At 56.9% G+C, this 17,069-nt stretch carries 14 protein-coding genes; 4 read left to right on the forward strand and 10 right to left on the reverse strand.

What is annotated here, in order from left to right; translation table 11 throughout:
• Window positions 1–94: 94 nt before the first annotated feature.
• The 10 genes from Fuma_RS28115 to Fuma_RS28160 form a co-directional block, all read right to left on the reverse strand.
• A complete protein-coding gene (locus tag Fuma_RS28115; RefSeq protein WP_077027043.1) occupies window positions 95–1,423 on the reverse strand; it encodes a nucleotide sugar dehydrogenase in 1,329 nt (442 codons plus the stop codon).
• Window positions 1,424–1,588: 165 nt separating this feature from the next.
• Window positions 1,589–2,731, reverse strand: coding sequence for a 5-(carboxyamino)imidazole ribonucleotide synthase (locus Fuma_RS28120; RefSeq protein WP_077027044.1), 1,143 nt, complete (start codon window positions 2,729–2,731; stop codon window positions 1,589–1,591).
• Window positions 2,728–3,252 carry a 5-(carboxyamino)imidazole ribonucleotide mutase gene (gene purE, locus Fuma_RS28125; protein WP_077028603.1) on the reverse strand — a complete coding sequence of 175 codons (525 nt, stop codon included), beginning with the start codon at window positions 3,250–3,252 and terminating at the stop codon, window positions 2,728–2,730. Before purE ends, Fuma_RS28120 begins: the two co-directional genes overlap by 4 nt.
• Window positions 3,253–3,363: 111 nt before the next feature.
• Entirely contained in the window at window positions 3,364–4,698 is a 1,335-nt protein-coding gene (locus Fuma_RS28130; protein WP_077027045.1) for an MFS transporter, read from the reverse strand.
• On the reverse strand, window positions 4,695–5,603 hold the full coding sequence (locus tag Fuma_RS28135) for a dihydrodipicolinate synthase family protein (protein WP_077028604.1): 909 nt from the start codon (window positions 5,601–5,603) through the stop codon (window positions 4,695–4,697). Before Fuma_RS28135 ends, Fuma_RS28130 begins: the two co-directional genes overlap by 4 nt.
• Before the next feature lie 96 nt (window positions 5,604–5,699).
• Window positions 5,700–6,185, reverse strand: coding sequence for a cyclic-phosphate processing receiver domain-containing protein (locus Fuma_RS28140; RefSeq protein ID WP_077027046.1), 486 nt, complete (start codon window positions 6,183–6,185; stop codon window positions 5,700–5,702).
• An 18-nt stretch (window positions 6,186–6,203) separates the two neighbouring features.
• Window positions 6,204–6,581: a hypothetical protein gene (locus Fuma_RS28145; RefSeq protein WP_077027047.1), complete on the reverse strand. Its 378-nt coding sequence runs from the start codon at window positions 6,579–6,581 to the stop codon at window positions 6,204–6,206.
• Window positions 6,556–8,001, reverse strand: coding sequence for an alkaline ceramidase (locus Fuma_RS28150; protein WP_229360759.1), 1,446 nt, complete (start codon window positions 7,999–8,001; stop codon window positions 6,556–6,558). The genes Fuma_RS28145 and Fuma_RS28150 overlap by 26 nt, the downstream gene beginning before the upstream one ends.
• A gap of 345 nt (window positions 8,002–8,346) precedes the next feature.
• Window positions 8,347–9,525 carry a galactonate dehydratase gene (dgoD, locus tag Fuma_RS28155; RefSeq protein ID WP_077027049.1) on the reverse strand — a complete coding sequence of 393 codons (1,179 nt, stop codon included), beginning with the start codon at window positions 9,523–9,525 and terminating at the stop codon, window positions 8,347–8,349.
• Between the two features lie 34 nt (window positions 9,526–9,559).
• Window positions 9,560–10,978, reverse strand: coding sequence for a hypothetical protein (locus Fuma_RS28160; protein WP_145944426.1), 1,419 nt, complete (start codon window positions 10,976–10,978; stop codon window positions 9,560–9,562).
• A 287-nt stretch (window positions 10,979–11,265) separates the two neighbouring features.
• On the opposite strand from Fuma_RS28160, the gene Fuma_RS28165 reads away from it, so the two are divergent.
• The 4 genes from Fuma_RS28165 to Fuma_RS28180 all read left to right on the forward strand — a co-directional run bounded on the left by Fuma_RS28165 (window position 11,266) and on the right by Fuma_RS28180 (window position 16,937).
• Window positions 11,266–12,213, forward strand: coding sequence for a DUF6807 domain-containing protein (locus Fuma_RS28165; protein WP_218922320.1), 948 nt, complete (start codon window positions 11,266–11,268; stop codon window positions 12,211–12,213).
• Between the two features lie 28 nt (window positions 12,214–12,241).
• Window positions 12,242–13,702 (forward strand): sulfatase family protein, encoded by a 1,461-nt coding sequence (locus tag Fuma_RS28170; protein WP_077027052.1) that lies wholly within the window; start codon window positions 12,242–12,244, stop codon window positions 13,700–13,702.
• A gap of 76 nt (window positions 13,703–13,778) precedes the next feature.
• Window positions 13,779–15,326, forward strand: a complete 1,548-nt coding sequence (locus tag Fuma_RS35470; RefSeq protein ID WP_077027053.1) for a ThuA domain-containing protein — start codon at window positions 13,779–13,781, stop codon at window positions 15,324–15,326.
• A 495-nt stretch (window positions 15,327–15,821) separates the two neighbouring features.
• Entirely contained in the window at window positions 15,822–16,937 is a 1,116-nt protein-coding gene (locus Fuma_RS28180; RefSeq protein ID WP_169929135.1) for a DUF1559 domain-containing protein, read from the forward strand.
• Window positions 16,938–17,069 lie beyond the last annotated feature (132 nt).

Here is a 17,069-nt window from a genome sequence, read left to right on the forward strand (position 1 = left end):
GCTCGGCGATAAAATAGCGAAGCTGTTGACGGCGATGCTGGGCACGTGCTCGCCGTGGGGTTCTCGTGCCACAATACCCAGAGGGCGCGAGTTTCTATGCCTTCACTATTCTCGCTCGCCCTTTTGCGATCCCTGACATTGCGTTGCGTGTGTCCACGATCAGATGAGCGTGCTCGGCCACCAGATCGTAGGCGACGTCATCATGATCTGTCGCAATCAAGACAGCGTCCAGGCTACTTAGAAAGTCACCCGTAAGTGGACTGCTGTTCATGGAAGGCAGGTCGTGATGGCGCATTGAGGGCAGCGTGGGGACATAAGGGTCGTGGTAAGTAAGGTTAGCACCCAGTTGTAGAAGTTCTTCAATTAACACAAAGCTAGGGCTCTCGCGTGGATCGTCGACGTTCTTCTTGTACGCGACGCCGAGGACGCAGATTGCGCTGCCTTTTATTGGCTTGCCGTCATCGTTTAGCGCTTTCATCAGCCGTTCGATGACGTACGACGGCATGCTGTGATTTACTTCACCGGCGAGTTCGATGAATCGCGTTGACAGTCCACTCCGACGCGCCAGCCATGACAGATAAAACGGGTCAATTGGAATACAATGGCCGCCCAATCCGGGCCCTGGATAGAACGCCTGGAATCCAAACGGCTTTGTCTTGGCCGCATCTACCACTTCCCAGACGTCGATGTCGATCCGGTCGAACAGAACTTTCAGCTCATTCACCAGCGCGATGTTGACGGCTCGATAAACGTTTTCAAGGATTTTGGCTGCTTCGGCCACTTCGCAACTACCGACGGGAATCACTGCAGCAACCGCATGGTCGTACAACTGCCCGGCCAGGCGACTACATTCGCCCGTGATGCCGCCCACAATTTTGGGTATTCCCTTGGCCGAATAGTCTGCATTCCCCGGGTCTTCACGCTCAGGGCTGTAGGCCAGATGAAAATCGGAGCCTACTTTCAGGCCTGATTTTTCAAGGATCGGAAGGACGATGTCGCGAGTCGTCGTGGGGTAAGTTGTGCTTTCCAGGACGACTAACTGACCGCACCGCAACGTCTTTGACACAGCTTCGGTGGTCGCTTCGACGAACCGCAGGTCCGGGTCGCGCGAAGCTGTCAGTGGTGTTGGGACGCAAATTAGAATGGCGTCGGCTTCTGCCAGGCGTTCCATGTCGCTCGTGGCTTCGAAACGGCCCGAATCCTGCCATGCCTTAATTTGGCTGTCAGGAATGTGCCGAATATAGCTCTTTCCGGCAGCCAGTGAATCGATCTTTGGTTGATCAACATCAAAGCCGATGCACCGAAAGCCAACTTCCAGGAATGCATCCAGCAAGGGCAAGCCGACGTAGCCCAATCCGATAACGCCGACGACAGCCTGCTTATTTGCAACCCGCTCGTTCAATTGGTTTGGCACGTTACTCATTCAGGTCACTTCTTTCGTTCTGTTCTTGTCAACGGTCAGCCACAACGCCGCACACTATATGCTGAGTAGCGAGCCTGTGCCCGGGGTCCAGGCAACGATTCCGTAAAACCTGGCGATGTGAGCACGGGCTTGTGAGGATCGCTGCGGCTGTGCAGGGCCGACGCCTTAACGCAACTGAGTGCGAAGCGCCCTCACAGCTTGTTCCGCTGCGTCGCCTGCAGTATCGAGGGCCGTGATATGGCCCATTTTTCGATTGGGCCGACGGTCTGGTTTGCCGTAAAGGTGGAGGTGGCACTCTTTGGCACTGAAGCCTTCTGGATTCCAGGACATCCACGCTTCGGGCAGATGCTGCCCCAGTAGATTCGCCATCGCTGCTGCCGGGAATCGTGGCACTAGATCAGTCGCCGGAAGCCCACAAGCTGCCCGCAATTGCAACTCAAATTGACTACAGTTGTGAGCTTCAATTGTTAGGTGACCGCTGTTGTGAGGTCGCGGCGCAATCTCATTGACAACAAGATCGCCACCGCTTGTCAGAAACAGTTCGATGCAAAGCACGCCTACGACGTCGAAGTGTTCCAAAACGGCGCGGGCCATTTCTTCGGCTCGAGCTCCAATTTTGGGGGTGACTTTTGGAGAACCAAGTATCGACACGTCCAATATATGGTTCTCATGATGGTTGAGGAGCGGGGCGAACGCTCGCACTGTGCCGTCGTCGAAGCGTCCGGCCACAACCGACAATTCAAATTCGAAGTCTACTCGTTGCTCCACGATCGCTTCCGGCAGCCCGGTGTCTGGCCACAGCTTTTTGAGGTCCGTATCCGGGCCGATCGACCATTGGCCTTTGCCGTCGTAACCGTCGGTGTTCGCTTTCAGGATTACGTTCCCGCCGAAGTCGCGGCGGGCGTCAGCCAGTTCAGTTGCGGAATGCACCATGCGAAAACCGGCTGTCGGCAGCCCGATGCCCGTTAAAGCGGTCTTTTCGGCGAATCGATTCTGAGCGGCATTCAGCAATGCAGCCCCGGGGCGTAGAGGCACCAGGTCTGCGATGAAAGCGGCGGCCTTCGATGGAATGTTCTCAAATTCGTAGGTGACCACATCAGATGCAGCCGCAAATTCCCGCAGTGAATCTTCGTCGTCGTAGTTGCCAGGCCAGATTTGGTCGCATACCTGTCCGGCAGGACAGCTGCGGTCGCCGCCAAAAACGGCCACGCGATATCCCATGCGGCGAGCGACCAGAGCCAGCATGCGGCCCAACTGCCCTGCCCCGAGGATTCCAATCGTGCCGCCAGGGCAAATGACGCCTGTCATAGCCAGGAATCCTTCAGCACGGTTTCCGTCTGTTTGTCTTGAAAGGCCTCAAGCTGCGTTCTTAGCTCACCGTTATCGTTGGCCAAAATTCGGACGGCCAGCAGAGCGGCATTCTTGGCACCGGCGGCACCAATGGCCAATGTTCCGACGGGCACGCCTGCGGGCATCTGCACAATCGAAAGTAGCGAATCCACGCCATTTAACACGCGGCTTTTGACCGGAACGCCCAGCACGGGCAACGTCGTCAGCGACGCCACCATGCCTGGCAAATGAGCGGCCCCGCCGGCCGCTGCGATGATCACCTTGAGGCCTCGTTCTGCAGCCGTTGACGCGTATTCCACCATCCAGTTGGGAGTTCGGTGTGCCGATACGACGCGGCATTCGTGAGCGACCCCGAATTCCTTCAGCAGCTCAACGGCTCCTTCCATTGTCTCCCAGTCCGACCGGCTGCCCATGATCACACCGACGACGGGGGGCGGACCTGATTCTGTGGCCGTCGATGGACCGTCTGCGGCTGTCATGTTCGTACTCTGCATTCTGCGAGAAATCCGGATGAGCGACCATCGTAGAAACGGCGGTTGGAATCTCAAGCGGAACGGCCATTTATCCCGCAATGAGACGCCTTCACGCATTTACGCGACAGACAGCTTCTTCGTCGGGTCGACCATCGCCCAGCATACCGCTCCGGCCGCGTAGATGCCCGCAAACACCAGCAGGACCGCGTTCCAGTTTGCCGTCCATTCAAACAGTTCGGCCACCAGGATCGGACACGCCGCCGCTGCCAAATTGCCCATCATATTCATCAGGCCGAATACCTGAGGCACGTGTTCGCCGCCAATATCGATCGTCGCGGAAAATGCACACGGGCCAGCGAGGGCCGCCAGAAACGTCCCGCATGTCAGCAGTGCGATCGCCAGCGAGGTGCTTTGCACAAACCACGCCGATAAAATCAGTAGCGAGCAGCCGCCTAAAAACACTGAGCCGACTCCGCTGCGGCTGAATTTCAAACTGCCTGTGCGTTGCCAAATCCAATCGGTCAGCAGTCCGCCACACACGCAACCTGTCATCGTTCCCGTGAAGACGAAGGCCTGCAAATAGCCGGAATCCGAAACTGACACGCCGCGCGTCTTCTGTAAAAAGGTTGGAAACCAGCTCGCAAAGAACATGTATCCGGACGCTCGGCATACCTGCTGGCCGTACAGAAACCAGATCGCAGGATTGCGCATAATCGCCAGCCACGGCGTCGGTGATGGGGGCTTGCGTTCTGTCGAAGTGGTTTCGTCCGAAGGTTCCCGCTCGTTGTAGACTCCGATCACGCGCCGTTCCACATCGTTCACGTTGTCATCACGCTGAGGGTCTTCGCGAAACCTTAACCAAAACCACGCGGCCCATAGAAACCCCGGCACTGAATACAGACCAAAGACCCACCGCCAGTGAACCGCGCCGATCAGTGGCCCTGTCAGCACGCTGGCGACAATGGCACCGACCTGCATTCCCATCGCCAATAAGCCGCAAGCCAGGGTGCGGCGAGACAGTGGGATCCAGTGAGAAATGGACAGGCACGACGCTGGAAAGATTCCCGCCTGAGCCGCGCCCATCAGTAGCTGAGCCGTCAGAAGCAGCCATAGCCCCGGAGCCAACCCGATGCAGAGTGACGCCAAAGACCAGCCCGCCGCGAAGACGCACATCGCCACGCGCGAACCTCGTTGATGCGCCAGCCAGCCGCCAGGAACCTGCAGAAATGCATAGCTCCAGAAAAACGTTCCCATAAACCAGCCGGACTGCCGAAGCGACAACCCAAGGTCCTCGCGAATCGTGCTCTCCGCGACACTCACCGCATTCCGAGCCAGATACGAAATCGCCGCTGCCAAAGTCAGCAGCGTCAGAACTTTGTACCGCACTTGCGTAGCACGATTTGTAGGTCCCGCGGCGGAAGAGGACGGCGGGCGATACGGGCTGTCGGTCATGCCAACGTCTCGTTCAGCATGATCAACAGCCGATCGACTTCTGCTTGAGTTTCAGAGTCCAGCGTCCACGAATTCGGTTCGCGGCGGCGGTCACTTTTGAACAGGCCGCGTTTTACCATAATGTATTTTTCGATCGCGAGAAATCCGTCCAGTCCGGCCTGTAGTTGCAAGGCAACGATCGCACAGATCGGCAGATAGATTTTGTAGGCGGCGGCCTCGTCACCGCGTTGCAACACATTCCACAGTGCCACAATTCCATCCAGCAAATCGACCCCCGGCATTGTGCCCGCGACGCCTCGACGAAATGCGTCGACCAGCAGCATGCCACCAGACCCGTCATACATTTTCGCCCGGCCGCCGCTTGCGTCTCGCAGGTCAGAAATGTTTGGCCCGATCGGAGCGCCTTCCGGTTTGAACAAAATTTTGTTCGGCCCGTATTCATCTAACAATCGCACGTAGAAGTCGGTTGGGATTGATGCTCCCACGTATGACGACGCATCCTGCACGATCAACGGTGCATCGACGGCGTCCGCCAACGCTGCAAAGTACTTCCACAAAGCGGCCTGCGGCAACGCGGTGGAAATCGGTGGAATCGCCATTATCGCGTCGCAGCCGTCGTTCACAGCCGCCTGTGCAAACAGGACCGCTTGTTTCGTGCTTTCGGCACCCACACTAGCAATCACGGTCGCTCGCCCGGCCGTGACTTCCACAATCATGCGGTTCAGAGCGATTCGCTCGTCAGTCGTCAGACGCAGGATTTCGGACACCATGGCCGAACAAACGCCGTTCACGCCGAGTTCCAAAGCCCATTCGATCTCACGCTGAAGACTGTCACTGTCGATGCGATCGTGGACATCAAACGGAGTGTGCAGGATTGGCAGCACGCCTTCGATCCGGTCTGACATTTTCTTTTCTCGTTTACGGCCTTCGAAGATCGTCAGTTGAAACGATCGTGCCCGAAGTGCGGGACAGCCATCGTCTTCCAGCCGTCGGTGCATTGCTTATGGACTGACCGACGCGCCTCGCATCTCTGTGACGTTTCCCACGATCAAACGCCGGACCTCGCGAACCCAGATTTCGCCGATCCACTTTTCTGCATCATATGGCACGATACGCGAGATCTGAAACCCGACTCCCTTGAGCATCTCAATGATCTCGACGGATGCCGGTTCGTTAGTGCTATGGACAATGACCGGTACAGCCGCGGCAAAACTCGAACCATCGTTTTTTGAATACCGCACAAGGCATGCGGCAACATCCACTCCTGAACCAGGGTCAATCGGTTTACCATCGCGAAATTCGACCGGCTCAAGGTCGTTGTCCAGCGAGATCAAAGCGACGTCATCCAGCCCGGTTTGCTGCACGACCTTGCACATGGATTCGGCCGTATCACAAAACTGAATTGCAAACATTGGCAGGCGATCTGCCAGGTGCTCAATCATCGCGGTCCGTCGTTCCGCGTTGTCTTCGAGAATCAGAATCCGCATGCAAGTATCCTGTCGTTCTTATCGCAAAACAAATGGCCGGCCGCCATCGAACGGGAAGAAGCGGACGCCGCCCGGTGCCAGCTCCAGTCCAGTATCCTCCAGCCAGTCCGCTACCGCCAGCAGACCTTCTTCGTCATCACAGCGGAACGTTCCCGAAAGGTTTGTTAGTTCTGTCACGCAACCATCGACCATGCAAAGAGTTCCTGCATACAGTGCCGGTTCGCGGTTTCCGAGGACTCTCGGGTGTGTATGTGGCCCGTCGGGCAAGACCCAAACCTGCTTTTCAACATCCTGAACGAATACGTATTCACCGTCCGTCAGCCCACTCGCAGCAATCGTCGATCGAGTATCTTTGGAATATCTCCGCCGGTCAAGCGGATTGCGCGGTGTCTGCATGACCACCATCCCCAATCAGTTCCGCAATCGCGTTCACCATCGCCGCTCTAATCAGCTCCAATCCGCCGCGGTCGAACGGTGTCTGCCAGACGGGATAGACGTCGACATCATACAGTTCTTCCGGTGGCAGGTAACCGATCGAGCCGTTGATCAAATTCATGCAGGCCAATGGCACCTTCGGAAACTGGCGACGCAGGTCCTTTTGCAACTGCGAATACGCTTCGCTGCAGCTTCCCAACAGAACCGCATCGCCAATTCGCCACGCAGAAATCGGGTGAGCGAAAGTGGCTCCGTCGCCCAGTGAACGTCGGATGTCACGTTTGCGGCGAAGGCGTTCCTGAAGTGCTCGGTCCTTACAATCGCTTCGCTGCTGTTCGAGTTCTGCGGCGGACGGCCAGTTCTTTAGAGGAACGTCGACGGTGGTTGCGATCGCTTTTAGCGAGCCGGCTGCAGCGCTTTCACGGTGTCGCCATGCCGCCAGTGGTGCTCCGGATTCTACGGTTTCTGCGAATGTGAGTTCCGTGTTGGGCGGTTCCATGTCGAACAACGTCGCCAGCGCTGCGTGAGCTAACTGAGTGCCGTGCCGATCGGCCACGTCCGTGTCGCCCACGTATTGATGACGTGGAGCAAGGTCGCCGGACATGCCTTGAAGAAAGTAGGCCGCCGCGCCGGTAGCTGCTTCCATGGTGGAACGCATGGCACCGATGTAGTCAGGCGAAATGGACGTGTTCTCCCACGCCAGTGTTGTCGGATGACAGGCGTAGTTGACGAGCGTTGCTCGCAGAGTTCCCGAAGCATCCGTGATGCGGCCGAGTAGCAGCGTGTCGTCGGCAGCCGCGTTCGGATTGAAGCCACAAATCAGTCGCGTCGCCTTTCCGTTGCCGGATTTTCCGGGCATTTCGTCTGGAGCCGCTGGGTCTGGCAGATCGCGATTCGCTGCGAGTCCGCAGCGACCGGTATGCCAGTCCAGAGTTGCGTCGAAGGCTTCGGCCATCGCCTGTTTTGTGGTTGAGACCGTCGCCTGGTAAACGTCTTCCAGCCATTGTCCGTGTAACTCACTGCCGGGAAGTTCGTCGTCCGGTTCCATAAGTGGCGCGGCTGCGTGAGTGTGTGTCAATGCGAAGATAAGCCTTGACGAATCCATCGACAGTTCGTTCAGCAACCGCTGTTGAAACTTGCGAAACAATTCCAGCGGCCGCCACCAGCCCAGATCGGCATCGATCAACACCAGCGGGTCGTCACCAACTCGCTCCGAAATTGTCAAAGCGTTCAACGTTAGCGGCCGATGGATGGAAGCGGCCGTGTCATGTTTCGCCGCACCCCAGTTGCGCGAATAGATGCCAACGGGCGGCGTGATGTCTGCTCGAGCAATGCCGATGCGGCCAGTGAAGGCAGCGTGTTTTCTAGCTGGTGGTTTCACTGGCATACCCTATCTGATGCTTCACTTGTAGTGGGAATCTTCAAAGTTGAGTGTGTCTCGCCGGCGACCAACAAGGTGCGGTAAGCCGGTCGCACAACTGAAGGTTAGCATGTCAGTTCGCCTCAAACAGCCATCGCCGCTATCCCCGGACGCAATACGCAGACACACGACTCATAAGGCTCACGCATTCGGCGCGGGAACACGCCAACATGCCGAAGCTGGCGCAAGGCAACAAGTGCCACAGCGCCGCCTGGTCTTATTGGCGACCAGTGGGAGTATCGCCGGCGCTTCAGTCTTCCAACCGTCACCCGTCCACCACGCCAACCGCCCGCCGGTGCGTACCGGCTACCAGTCGCCGACGCTACCGTCCTGGTAGAAGACTCGTTGAGGCAGTTCCTGTTCGAAGGGGTGTTTGCGGACTTCGTCTTCGTTGATTTCGATTCCCAGCCCTGGTCGAGTGTTCGGTGTGACAGTGCGTGTGGCTGGATCGATTGTGAAGCCTTCGCTGACGATGTCGTCGCGCCACGGCACGTCGTTGTGTACTGATTCGCAGATGATGTAACTTGGCTGAGCAAACCCGAACTCGAGCGACGCGGCTGTGCTGACCGGGCCTTGAGGATTATGCGGCGCCAGAGCGATGCGGTAGGCGTCGGCCAGTGCGGCGATGCGGCGAGCTTCAGTTAAACCGCCGCAATGAGTGATGTCCAATTGGCAGACTTCGCAGCCGCGAGCCGCAAACAGATCGCGGAATGCGGCCAAATGAGTCATCCGCTCGCCTGTTGCAATCGGCGTGCCCACGGCGGCGTTGATTGCCGCCAGGCTGTCGATACTTTCGGGCCAGCAGGGTTCTTCAAAGAAGTACAGGCCGTAGTCGTCCAGCGCGCGAGCGAACTTCATTCCCATGGCGGGCGACGGGCGAGCGTGGCAGTCGACCATAATGTCAATGTCGTCTCCGACAGCTTCACGCATTGCTGCGACGCACGCTTCGGCCGCCTTTACGGGTCGCAAACCTTCGACCGGCATCGTGGGCGGCACCGCCATCGACTTAAAGGCGGTGAAGCCGTCTGCCACAGCCTGCTGAGCGAGATCGGCAAACTGTTGAGCGTTCTCGACTGGCGTCTCGTAAAAGCTTTCGAGATTGCCGCCGCCTAAGTGGCAGTAAAGCCGAATCGAATCTCGCACCGGCCCGCCCCACAGCTTGTGGCAGGGTACGTTATGAACTTTTCCGATGATGTCCCACAAAGCAATGTCGATTCCGGCGATGGCCGTTGATCGAGTCACCCCGTTGCCGTGCCAGAAGTGTTGCCGCCACATCATCTGCCACAGGTGTTCCACTCGAGTCGGGTCTTCGCCGATCAGGAGTTCGGCCAGATCTTCGACGGCGCCCACGACGCCTCGCGTGTGCCATTCCAACGTGGCTTCACCCCAGCCGAACAGGCCTGGTTGGTCGGTGACAACTTTTACAAAAATCCAGTTGCGCATCCGCGCGTGGCAGACCAGAACTTCAACGGCCGTAATTTTCATCGGGGGTCCAGAAGGCAAAGGCGAATGTTGTTAATCAAAGCTGACGTCGTCGTCGCTGTTTTCGAGGCCGCTTTTCTTTTGGTGCCTTGAATTCCGCGTCCGTGTCTTTTTGGGTGGCCTTGGCCGATCGGATGATATTCAAGATGCCGCCGACAACGCTGTCTGAGGTTTCATCACCTTCGGGCTGCGACACCGAACCGATTAAGTCCATGACGGCTCGCGAGACGGCTGGCGGCTGTGAGGCACCGCCGGGGTTGAGGTTCTCGGCCAACTGGTCCACCATCGAAAAACCGGGTGGCGTCACCAGCACAGGTTCGGAAACGGTCCCTTTGACACTGAGCATAAACGGCAGCCGAACGAGTTTTGAAAACGCGGCCAGCATTGGATTTTTCGGTGCCAGTTGCGGCATTTGTATGTTTAACGAAAGGTCGAGACTTTCGTCCAGGCCGACCATGCCGGACGATTCGATACTCATGTATTGAGCGATTTCCGGCAACAGGAAGACCAGGCCCTGGTGGTGAATACCATGATCATCCACCTGAAACGCGACTCGTGAATCCCGCACAATTTGAAGTCGGTCGGGCACGCTGGTGCCGGTCAGGTGTCCGGCGAGCTTACTGATCTGACTTACCCATTCCTTCTTCAGGCGAGATTCAACAGAATGGAAAACGGCCTCCCCGGCGATCAGCATTTGCGAGTTTTCGGCATCGTCCAGTTGCATGCGCAGGCCATCCAGACGAACGCTGACCTCGCCGTCAAGTTCCGTCGATTGCGACAGGACGGGAGCGATCATTGCGAGGTTTTGCTCGGTATGCAGTTCCGAAAGTGGTTCATGATCCAGCAGCTGAACGGGCTGGACGGTCAGAAATCGCCCGTCTGTTTCATTGGTCACCGCCGCCGACACGTTGATTTGATCCAGGTCGACGATTGGTAGTGGTCGCCACGGAACGCTGAGTACAAATTCGGCGTTCTGAATTTCCACAGCAAACGCTGGTTTGTCCTTGGTGGGGTCGCGGAAACTGTCGCCTTTCTGCTGTAGCTTGGGCGGCAGCTTGCCGTCGTCGTCCAGACGGATCTGAATTTTCGGTTCGATCAGCGTGATTGTTCCGAGATCGCCGCCGTTGGTCATTAGGCCGAGGATCGTGCGAGACGTCCGGACTTCGCGGATGCTGACCTTCACCTGGCCGGTTTCATCTTCGAACACGACGTTCTGCATGCTGACGGGAGTCACCCAGCTTCCCGACGCGGCTCCGGAGGTCGCCTTCACACCGTATTCGGCAAACCGCTCATTCAGCAGATTGTCGCGGTGAGCGGAATTCATGACGGCTGTGGGCAGAACGGTGAATCCGGAAAACAGCATGCCTCCCAGGACCGTCGTCGCGACTGCCGCCCGCCGCCAGCGACGGCGGGTTTGAGCTGGTTCGAGCTGTGGTTTTTGCTGATCCATATCCATGGCGCTGTTGTTTCTGAGCGTTGCCGAACTAAGTGGCCGTGACTCTACGATGGAACCGTTTGTGGTTCGTGGAATGTCGCCGATCCTTCGCATATTGTATTTGCCACTCAAAAATAAGTCATTACTGAAGTTGCCAGCTTTCTGGCATCCTGGCGACCGCCTCGGTAGCATTTACTCGCCGTTTCGGCAGAAAACGAACCGAAAATGGCGATCGCGTGTACACAACACACTGTGTTGCACATTTGATGCCCCGCCCAATAAATTCCAACCTTATAAGGCCCCTCTGTATGAAAATCACCTCCTTCATGACCTGCGCGAGCCTGCTTATTGGCTCAGTTGCGACATCGATTGCTCAGGACACAAAAGGCGTTTCCTTCCAGCGGAAATCGGACGGCGAACTTCAGATTTTGATCGACGGCAAGAAGTTCGGCGTGCTGAATCACGGAAAAGAATGGAACAAGCCCTTCCTGTATCCGTTGTGGGCTCCCAACGGGAAAAACATTCTCCGCGAGATCGTGCCAACCGCTGAGGATCAGGATTCGAAAACGGGGAAAGATCACTTTCACCATAAGGGTGTGTGGGTGGCCGTGGATTCGGTCAACGAAAAGAAGCTGAACTTCTGGCATGAGAAAGACAAAATCGTCAATCAGTCCGTCAAAGTGGCTGTCAGCGACGGCGTCGGTTCCCTGACGATGCACAACACCTGGATGGACGGTGATCAACCGCTGTTGCAGGAAACCACCGTCGCCACGTTTTATCCGGATCGTCTGGTCACTTACGACATCGAACTTGCCGCCGTCGATAAAGACGTCACGTTCTACGATACTAAAGAAGGCTTCTTTGCTGTCCGAATTGCTCACACGATGCGCGAATCGGAAGGCGGTCACATCATCAATGCGGAAGGTCTGAATGGTTCGGCCGAATGCTGGGGCAAGCCGACTCCGTGGATTGATTACTACGGAGAAGTCGACGGAGCCACATGTGGCGTCACGTTGATGGATCACCCAAACAACTTCCGCAAATCCCGGTACCACGTTCGCAACTATGGCCTGTTTGGTATCAGCCCGTTTGGCCCCAAGATCTACAGCAACAAGACGGAACCGGAGTCACCTGTGGTGCTGTCGCCCGGTGAGAAGAACCTGAAGCTGACGTACGGCATGTATGTTCACGACGGTGATGTCAAAGAAGGCGGCGTTGCGAAAGCCTATCAGCAGTTCCTGAACGTCACGAAGTAACCATTCCCCGTTTTATGGACTCTCGCTAATGTTGCGTTCCGCGTGTCTCGCACTTTTTCTGGTCGCCCTGCCCTGCACTTTCACCAACGCTGCCGACGATCGGCCGAACATCGTGATCATCCTTTGCGATGACCTCGGCTTTGGTGATCTGGGCATCCATGGGCACCCGCACATTCAGACACCCTTCATCGACTCGCTTGCCGATGAAGGGCTTCGTTTCACCAGCTTCTATTCGACTGCGCCGGTCTGTTCGCCTTCGCGAGTCGGTCTGTTGACGGGCCGCAGTCCGAATCGAGCTGGCGTGTACGACTGGATCCCGGAAGCTCGCACGCCAAGGCCGGATGCCCGCGAGCAGGTGCATATGAAGAAGGACGAAGTGACGATTGCTCAGCTGTTGAAAAAGGGCGGTTATGCCACATGCATGGCGGGCAAGTGGCACTGCAACGCGGCGTTCAACAGTCCCGATCAGCCTCAGCCCGGAGACGCCGGATTCGATCACTGGATGGCAACGCAAAACAACGCGGCGCCTTCGCACCAGGACCCCGTCAACTATGTTCGCAACGGCAAGCCAGTCGGGAAGATCGAAGGCTTCAGTTGTCAAATTGCTACCGACGAAGCCACCGGCTGGATGGCACAGCACGTTAAGAATAATCCGGAGCAGCCTTTCTTCATCTACCTGCCGTTCCACGAACCGCACGAACCTGTGGCGTCACCGCCGGCACTGGTAAAGCAGTATGAAAGCGTCACTTGGCACCCGGACCAGGCCCAGTATTACGCCAACGTCCACAACGTTGACCTCGCAGTTGGCAAAGTGGTGAAGGCGCTTGAAAACGCCGGAGTACGCGACAACACACTCATCGTGTTTACAGCAGACAACGGCCCTGAAACACTTAACCGTTACCGATCTGCCAACCGAAGCTGGGGGATCACGGCTCATTTGCGAGGCATGAAGCTGCACACGCATGACGGCGGTTTTCACGTGGCGGGAATCTTCAATTGGCCGAAAGGTATCAAACCTGGTCAAGTCACAGATACAGTCGGATCGGCTCTCGACCTGCTACCCACGGCCTGTGATCTTGCAGGCGTTGACCTTCCCGCAGAACGAAAACTTGACGGGATCAGCCTGAAGCCACTCTTCGAATCCGGCACCATGAACACGCCCGCCCGGTCACTCGTCTGGGCGTATTACAACGGCATCAACGACGCTCGCGTGGCAATGAGACACGGACAGTGGAAAGTGCTGGCTCGGCTAAACGGTGGCAACTTCCCCAAACGACAAAACCTCACGCCGACCACACTGGCCGAAGCCAAAGCGGCAAAACTTACCGACTTCGAAATCTACAACATCGACACTGACCCCGGCGAAATTTCGAACCTAGCCGGTCGAGGCGTCGCGGAAGAGACGCAACTTATCAAGCAGATCAAAACCGGCTACGCCGAACTCGTCGACGATTCGCCAGCGTGGACGCCCGTCACGAAATCGAAATAGGCGCGGCGAGCCGAGGACGTAAGTTCTCTGGTTAGTTTCTGCACTACTGCCATCACGCTTTCGAAAGAATTGCGATATGCCCGCCCGCGTCCTCATCCTCTTTTCCATCGCTTGCTGTTGCCTTCTTTCTCAGCAAGCCCATTCCGCAGACCTGAGCCTCAACACACGTTCCCGCACGGAAACCGCTGACGAAACCGGGCGTTTCCATTCACTCACGAAACCCACGACCTGGCAGGCCGAACAAACGGCGATCGTCGTCTGTGACATGTGGGACAAACACTGGTGTCCGACAGCCACAGAACGAGTGGGCCAGATGGTGCCGCGGATGAATGAAGTCATCACGGCCGCTCGCCAAAAGGGTGTGCTGATCATTCACTGCCCCAGCAATACGCTCGACTTTTACAAAGACACGCCGCAACGCAAGCTGGCGATGGCCGCTCCGAAAGTGGACACGAAAATCCCGCTGCAGGGCTGGTGTCATCTGGACAAGTCGATCGAAGGCGCTGCTCTACCCATCGACGATTCCGACGGTGGTTGCGACTGCGAAGAGCCGTTTACGAAAAATTATCGAGCGTGGACGCGTCAGCACCCGGGCATCACCATCGCGTATAACGACGCCATCACCGACAGCGCCGAAGCGTTTTATCTGATGAAGCAGCGTGGCATCACCAACGTGATTGTCATGGGAGTCCACACCAACATGTGCGTGCTGGGCCGCCCGTTTTCGATTCGTCAGATGGTGCAGCAGGGACAAAACGTGGTCCTCATGCGAGACATGACGGACACGATGTACAACCCGAAGATGGCTCCGTTCGTCAGCCACTTTACCGGCACGGATCTGGTGGTGAATCACATCGAACAGTATTGGTGCCCCACGATTCTCAGCACCGACATCATCGGCGGCGAAGAATTCCGTTTCCCCGCCGACAAACGCAAGCACCTTGTCGTGCTGTGTGCGGAACAGGAATACCGCACCAACGAATCGCTGCCAAAGTTCGCGAAAGAGCAGCTCGGCCATGACTTCCGAGTCACCTTCGTATGGGACGACGCCAACGATCGCAGCAACCTGCCGGGCATTGAAGCCGTCGCTGATGCCGACGTGCTGCTGGTCAGCGTCCGCCGTCGCACACTTCCCGCGAGCCAACTGAAGTTCGTGAAAGACTTCGTCGCCGCCGGAAAACCGGTCGTCGGAATTCGCACGGCCAGTCACGCATTCTGTTTGCGAGGCAAGGAACCGGAAGCGGGATTGGAAAACTGGACGGATTTCGACAAAGACGTTTTCGGAGGCAACTACACGAACCATCACGGCAACGGTCCGAAGACCACGATTGCGGTTCCACCAGACCTTCCGCAGCCATTCGCAAACGCACTCAAGGGCATCGCCGTGGGCAAACTGGTCGGCAACGGTTCGCTTTATAGAGTTAGCCCGCTGGCTGAAACCACATCGCCAGTCTTGATAGGCAGCATCCCCAACGCCGACGCAGAACCCATCGCCTGGTTCAACAAGCGAGCCGACGGCGGCACCAGTTTCTACACATCGCTGGGCCACATCGACGACTTCGCCAACCCGGAATTCCAGAAGCTAATGACGCAGGTCCTTCGATCGATCAGTCAGGCCAACTGATATCTGGGGCCACGCATTTGTGTCTGCTCCCAGGTGGTATCCGAGTGTGCAGGACAAACGCTACGGCGCAGCTCCGGCAGCGCGTTGCCCCGGAAAAACGCAAACAGGTGCGAGCTATCCGCCTGCGTCCAAGACTCCGCCAAATGACTTTCAAAGAACTCGTATTGCACACCGTTTGCCTGGTCCGCCCTACCTCAACTGTTGATAACCAGATGTGAAAGGGCGTCAACACGCCGCACAAGTGTTTTTCGCTAATTGTCAGGCGGCCGAAACCCGGCGGCCACGACCTTGTGGCGTAGCGACAGAACGGTGATACTCAAGGTCAATGGCGTGTGCGGAGTCGCGGTCTACGGTGCGACATTTGTAAGACTCATAATTCGGGCGAGAGCGGTGATGGCCGTGTTGGTCTCTCAGAGAGTCGGATCGCGGAAGACCAGAATTTCGGACGACTTATTCGGGCTGATCCGACGGAAATCGAAAAACTTGGATTCCGTTATGAGTGCCGTTTGCCAGGGGACAGTGATGCGACGCAGCAAGGCTTCAGGGTTCACGCTGATCGAACTGCTGGTGACGATTTCGATCATTGCCATTTTGATCGCGTTGTTGTTACCCGCCGTGCAACAGGCTCGTGAGGCCGCTCGCCGAACCCAGTGCCGCAACAATCTCAAGCAGCTTGGTCTCGCCCTGCACAACTACCACGACGTGCATCGGTGTTTTCCAATGGGCGGCATGGGCGTGGACAATCCCCGACTCACAAGCGCACAGGCGATACGTGGGTTTTCCTGGGGCTGCTACCTCTTGCCGTACTTGGAACAGGATGCCCTCTACGCGGCCATCGATTTCAATCAACCGAGTTTTCTTGTTGGGTTTCCGGATCCACTCGCAAACGTCGAGAATGACAATGAAAAGTTGATGTCAACTACCGTAAAATCGTTTCGTTGTCCTTCTGATTACAGAGCCAGTCACGTCACTGACGACGAACGCCCGCCACGGCGATTTTGGGAGAACATCGCTACAGCGAGCTATGTGGGGAACTTCGGGACTAACGGTTTAGTCATGGCTGCGAACGGTAGAACGAATGTGTCGTGGCCTGAAGTGTTCAAATTCACGGTGCATTCAATACCTCAGATTCCGCACCATGCAATGAACAGTCGGGGAACGGGGCCATTTTTCACGAACAGCAGCATGCGTCTGAGATCTGTGGCGGACGGCACCAGTATGACTGTATTCGTTGGAGAACGGCATGGGCACGAATGCGAGTCGAAGATAACGACATACACGCTGTCTCGAACGTTTTGGGGAATGGCGCAGCGGCTAGGTGATGTCCTTAGCAGCGGTTACTACCGCCCGAACGCCTGCCCCGTCGGAGTCGACCCCGGCACAACAGGCAAGATCTGCAAAGGCCCGATGACCAGCGTGCATACCGGCGGCCTGCAGGTATTGCTCATGGATGGTTCCGTCCGCTTCATCAACGACAGCATCGACAGCGCCGAGGAAGCGGAGATCGACGCAATTCCAGACATGAGAAACGCGGCTCAACGTCAGGCGGTCTACGGAGTCTGGCAGGCTATCTGCGACATGAACGACGGCACCGTTGTGGGCGAATTTTGATCTGAGCGGACGGAGTTACTCGCCAACGAACGCTCTTGCCGCCTGCTGGGTGCGATCGCGTGTGTGACTCGGCGCTACTGCAACTGGTTCTGAGACCTTGTTGATTGCATTATACTGCCGTTCGTACCGTCA

Origin of the sequence: Fuerstiella marisgermanici (genome assembly GCF_001983935.1) — a bacterium.
Classification (GTDB): Bacteria; Planctomycetota; Planctomycetia; order Planctomycetales; family Planctomycetaceae; genus Fuerstiella; species Fuerstiella marisgermanici.

What these genes read in the sequence shown, in the direction of transcription:
- Fuma_RS28135 (WP_077028604.1), bottom strand. Translation starts at nt 5,603, where the DNA reads ATGTCAGACCGGATCGAAGGCGTGCTGCCAATCCTGCACACTCCGTTT.
- Fuma_RS28115 (WP_077027043.1), bottom strand. Translation starts at nt 1,423, where the DNA reads ATGAGTAACGTGCCAAACCAATTGAACGAGCGGGTTGCAAATAAGCAG.
- Fuma_RS28120 (WP_077027044.1), bottom strand. Translation starts at nt 2,731, where the DNA reads ATGACAGGCGTCATTTGCCCTGGCGGCACGATTGGAATCCTCGGGGCA.
- Fuma_RS28160 (WP_145944426.1), bottom strand. Translation starts at nt 10,978, where the DNA reads ATGGATATGGATCAGCAAAAACCACAGCTCGAACCAGCTCAAACCCGC.
- dgoD (WP_077027049.1), bottom strand. Translation starts at nt 9,525, where the DNA reads ATGAAAATTACGGCCGTTGAAGTTCTGGTCTGCCACGCGCGGATGCGC.
- Fuma_RS28180 (WP_169929135.1), top strand. Translation starts at nt 15,822, where the DNA reads ATGAGTGCCGTTTGCCAGGGGACAGTGATGCGACGCAGCAAGGCTTCA.
- purE (WP_077028603.1), bottom strand. Translation starts at nt 3,252, where the DNA reads ATGACAGCCGCAGACGGTCCATCGACGGCCACAGAATCAGGTCCGCCC.
- Fuma_RS35470 (WP_077027053.1), top strand. Translation starts at nt 13,779, where the DNA reads ATGCCCGCCCGCGTCCTCATCCTCTTTTCCATCGCTTGCTGTTGCCTT.
- Fuma_RS28170 (WP_077027052.1), top strand. Translation starts at nt 12,242, where the DNA reads ATGTTGCGTTCCGCGTGTCTCGCACTTTTTCTGGTCGCCCTGCCCTGC.
- Fuma_RS28130 (WP_077027045.1), bottom strand. Translation starts at nt 4,698, where the DNA reads ATGACCGACAGCCCGTATCGCCCGCCGTCCTCTTCCGCCGCGGGACCT.
- Fuma_RS28140 (WP_077027046.1), bottom strand. Translation starts at nt 6,185, where the DNA reads ATGCGGATTCTGATTCTCGAAGACAACGCGGAACGACGGACCGCGATG.
- Fuma_RS28165 (WP_218922320.1), top strand. Translation starts at nt 11,266, where the DNA reads ATGAAAATCACCTCCTTCATGACCTGCGCGAGCCTGCTTATTGGCTCA.
- Fuma_RS28145 (WP_077027047.1), bottom strand. Translation starts at nt 6,581, where the DNA reads ATGCAGACACCGCGCAATCCGCTTGACCGGCGGAGATATTCCAAAGAT.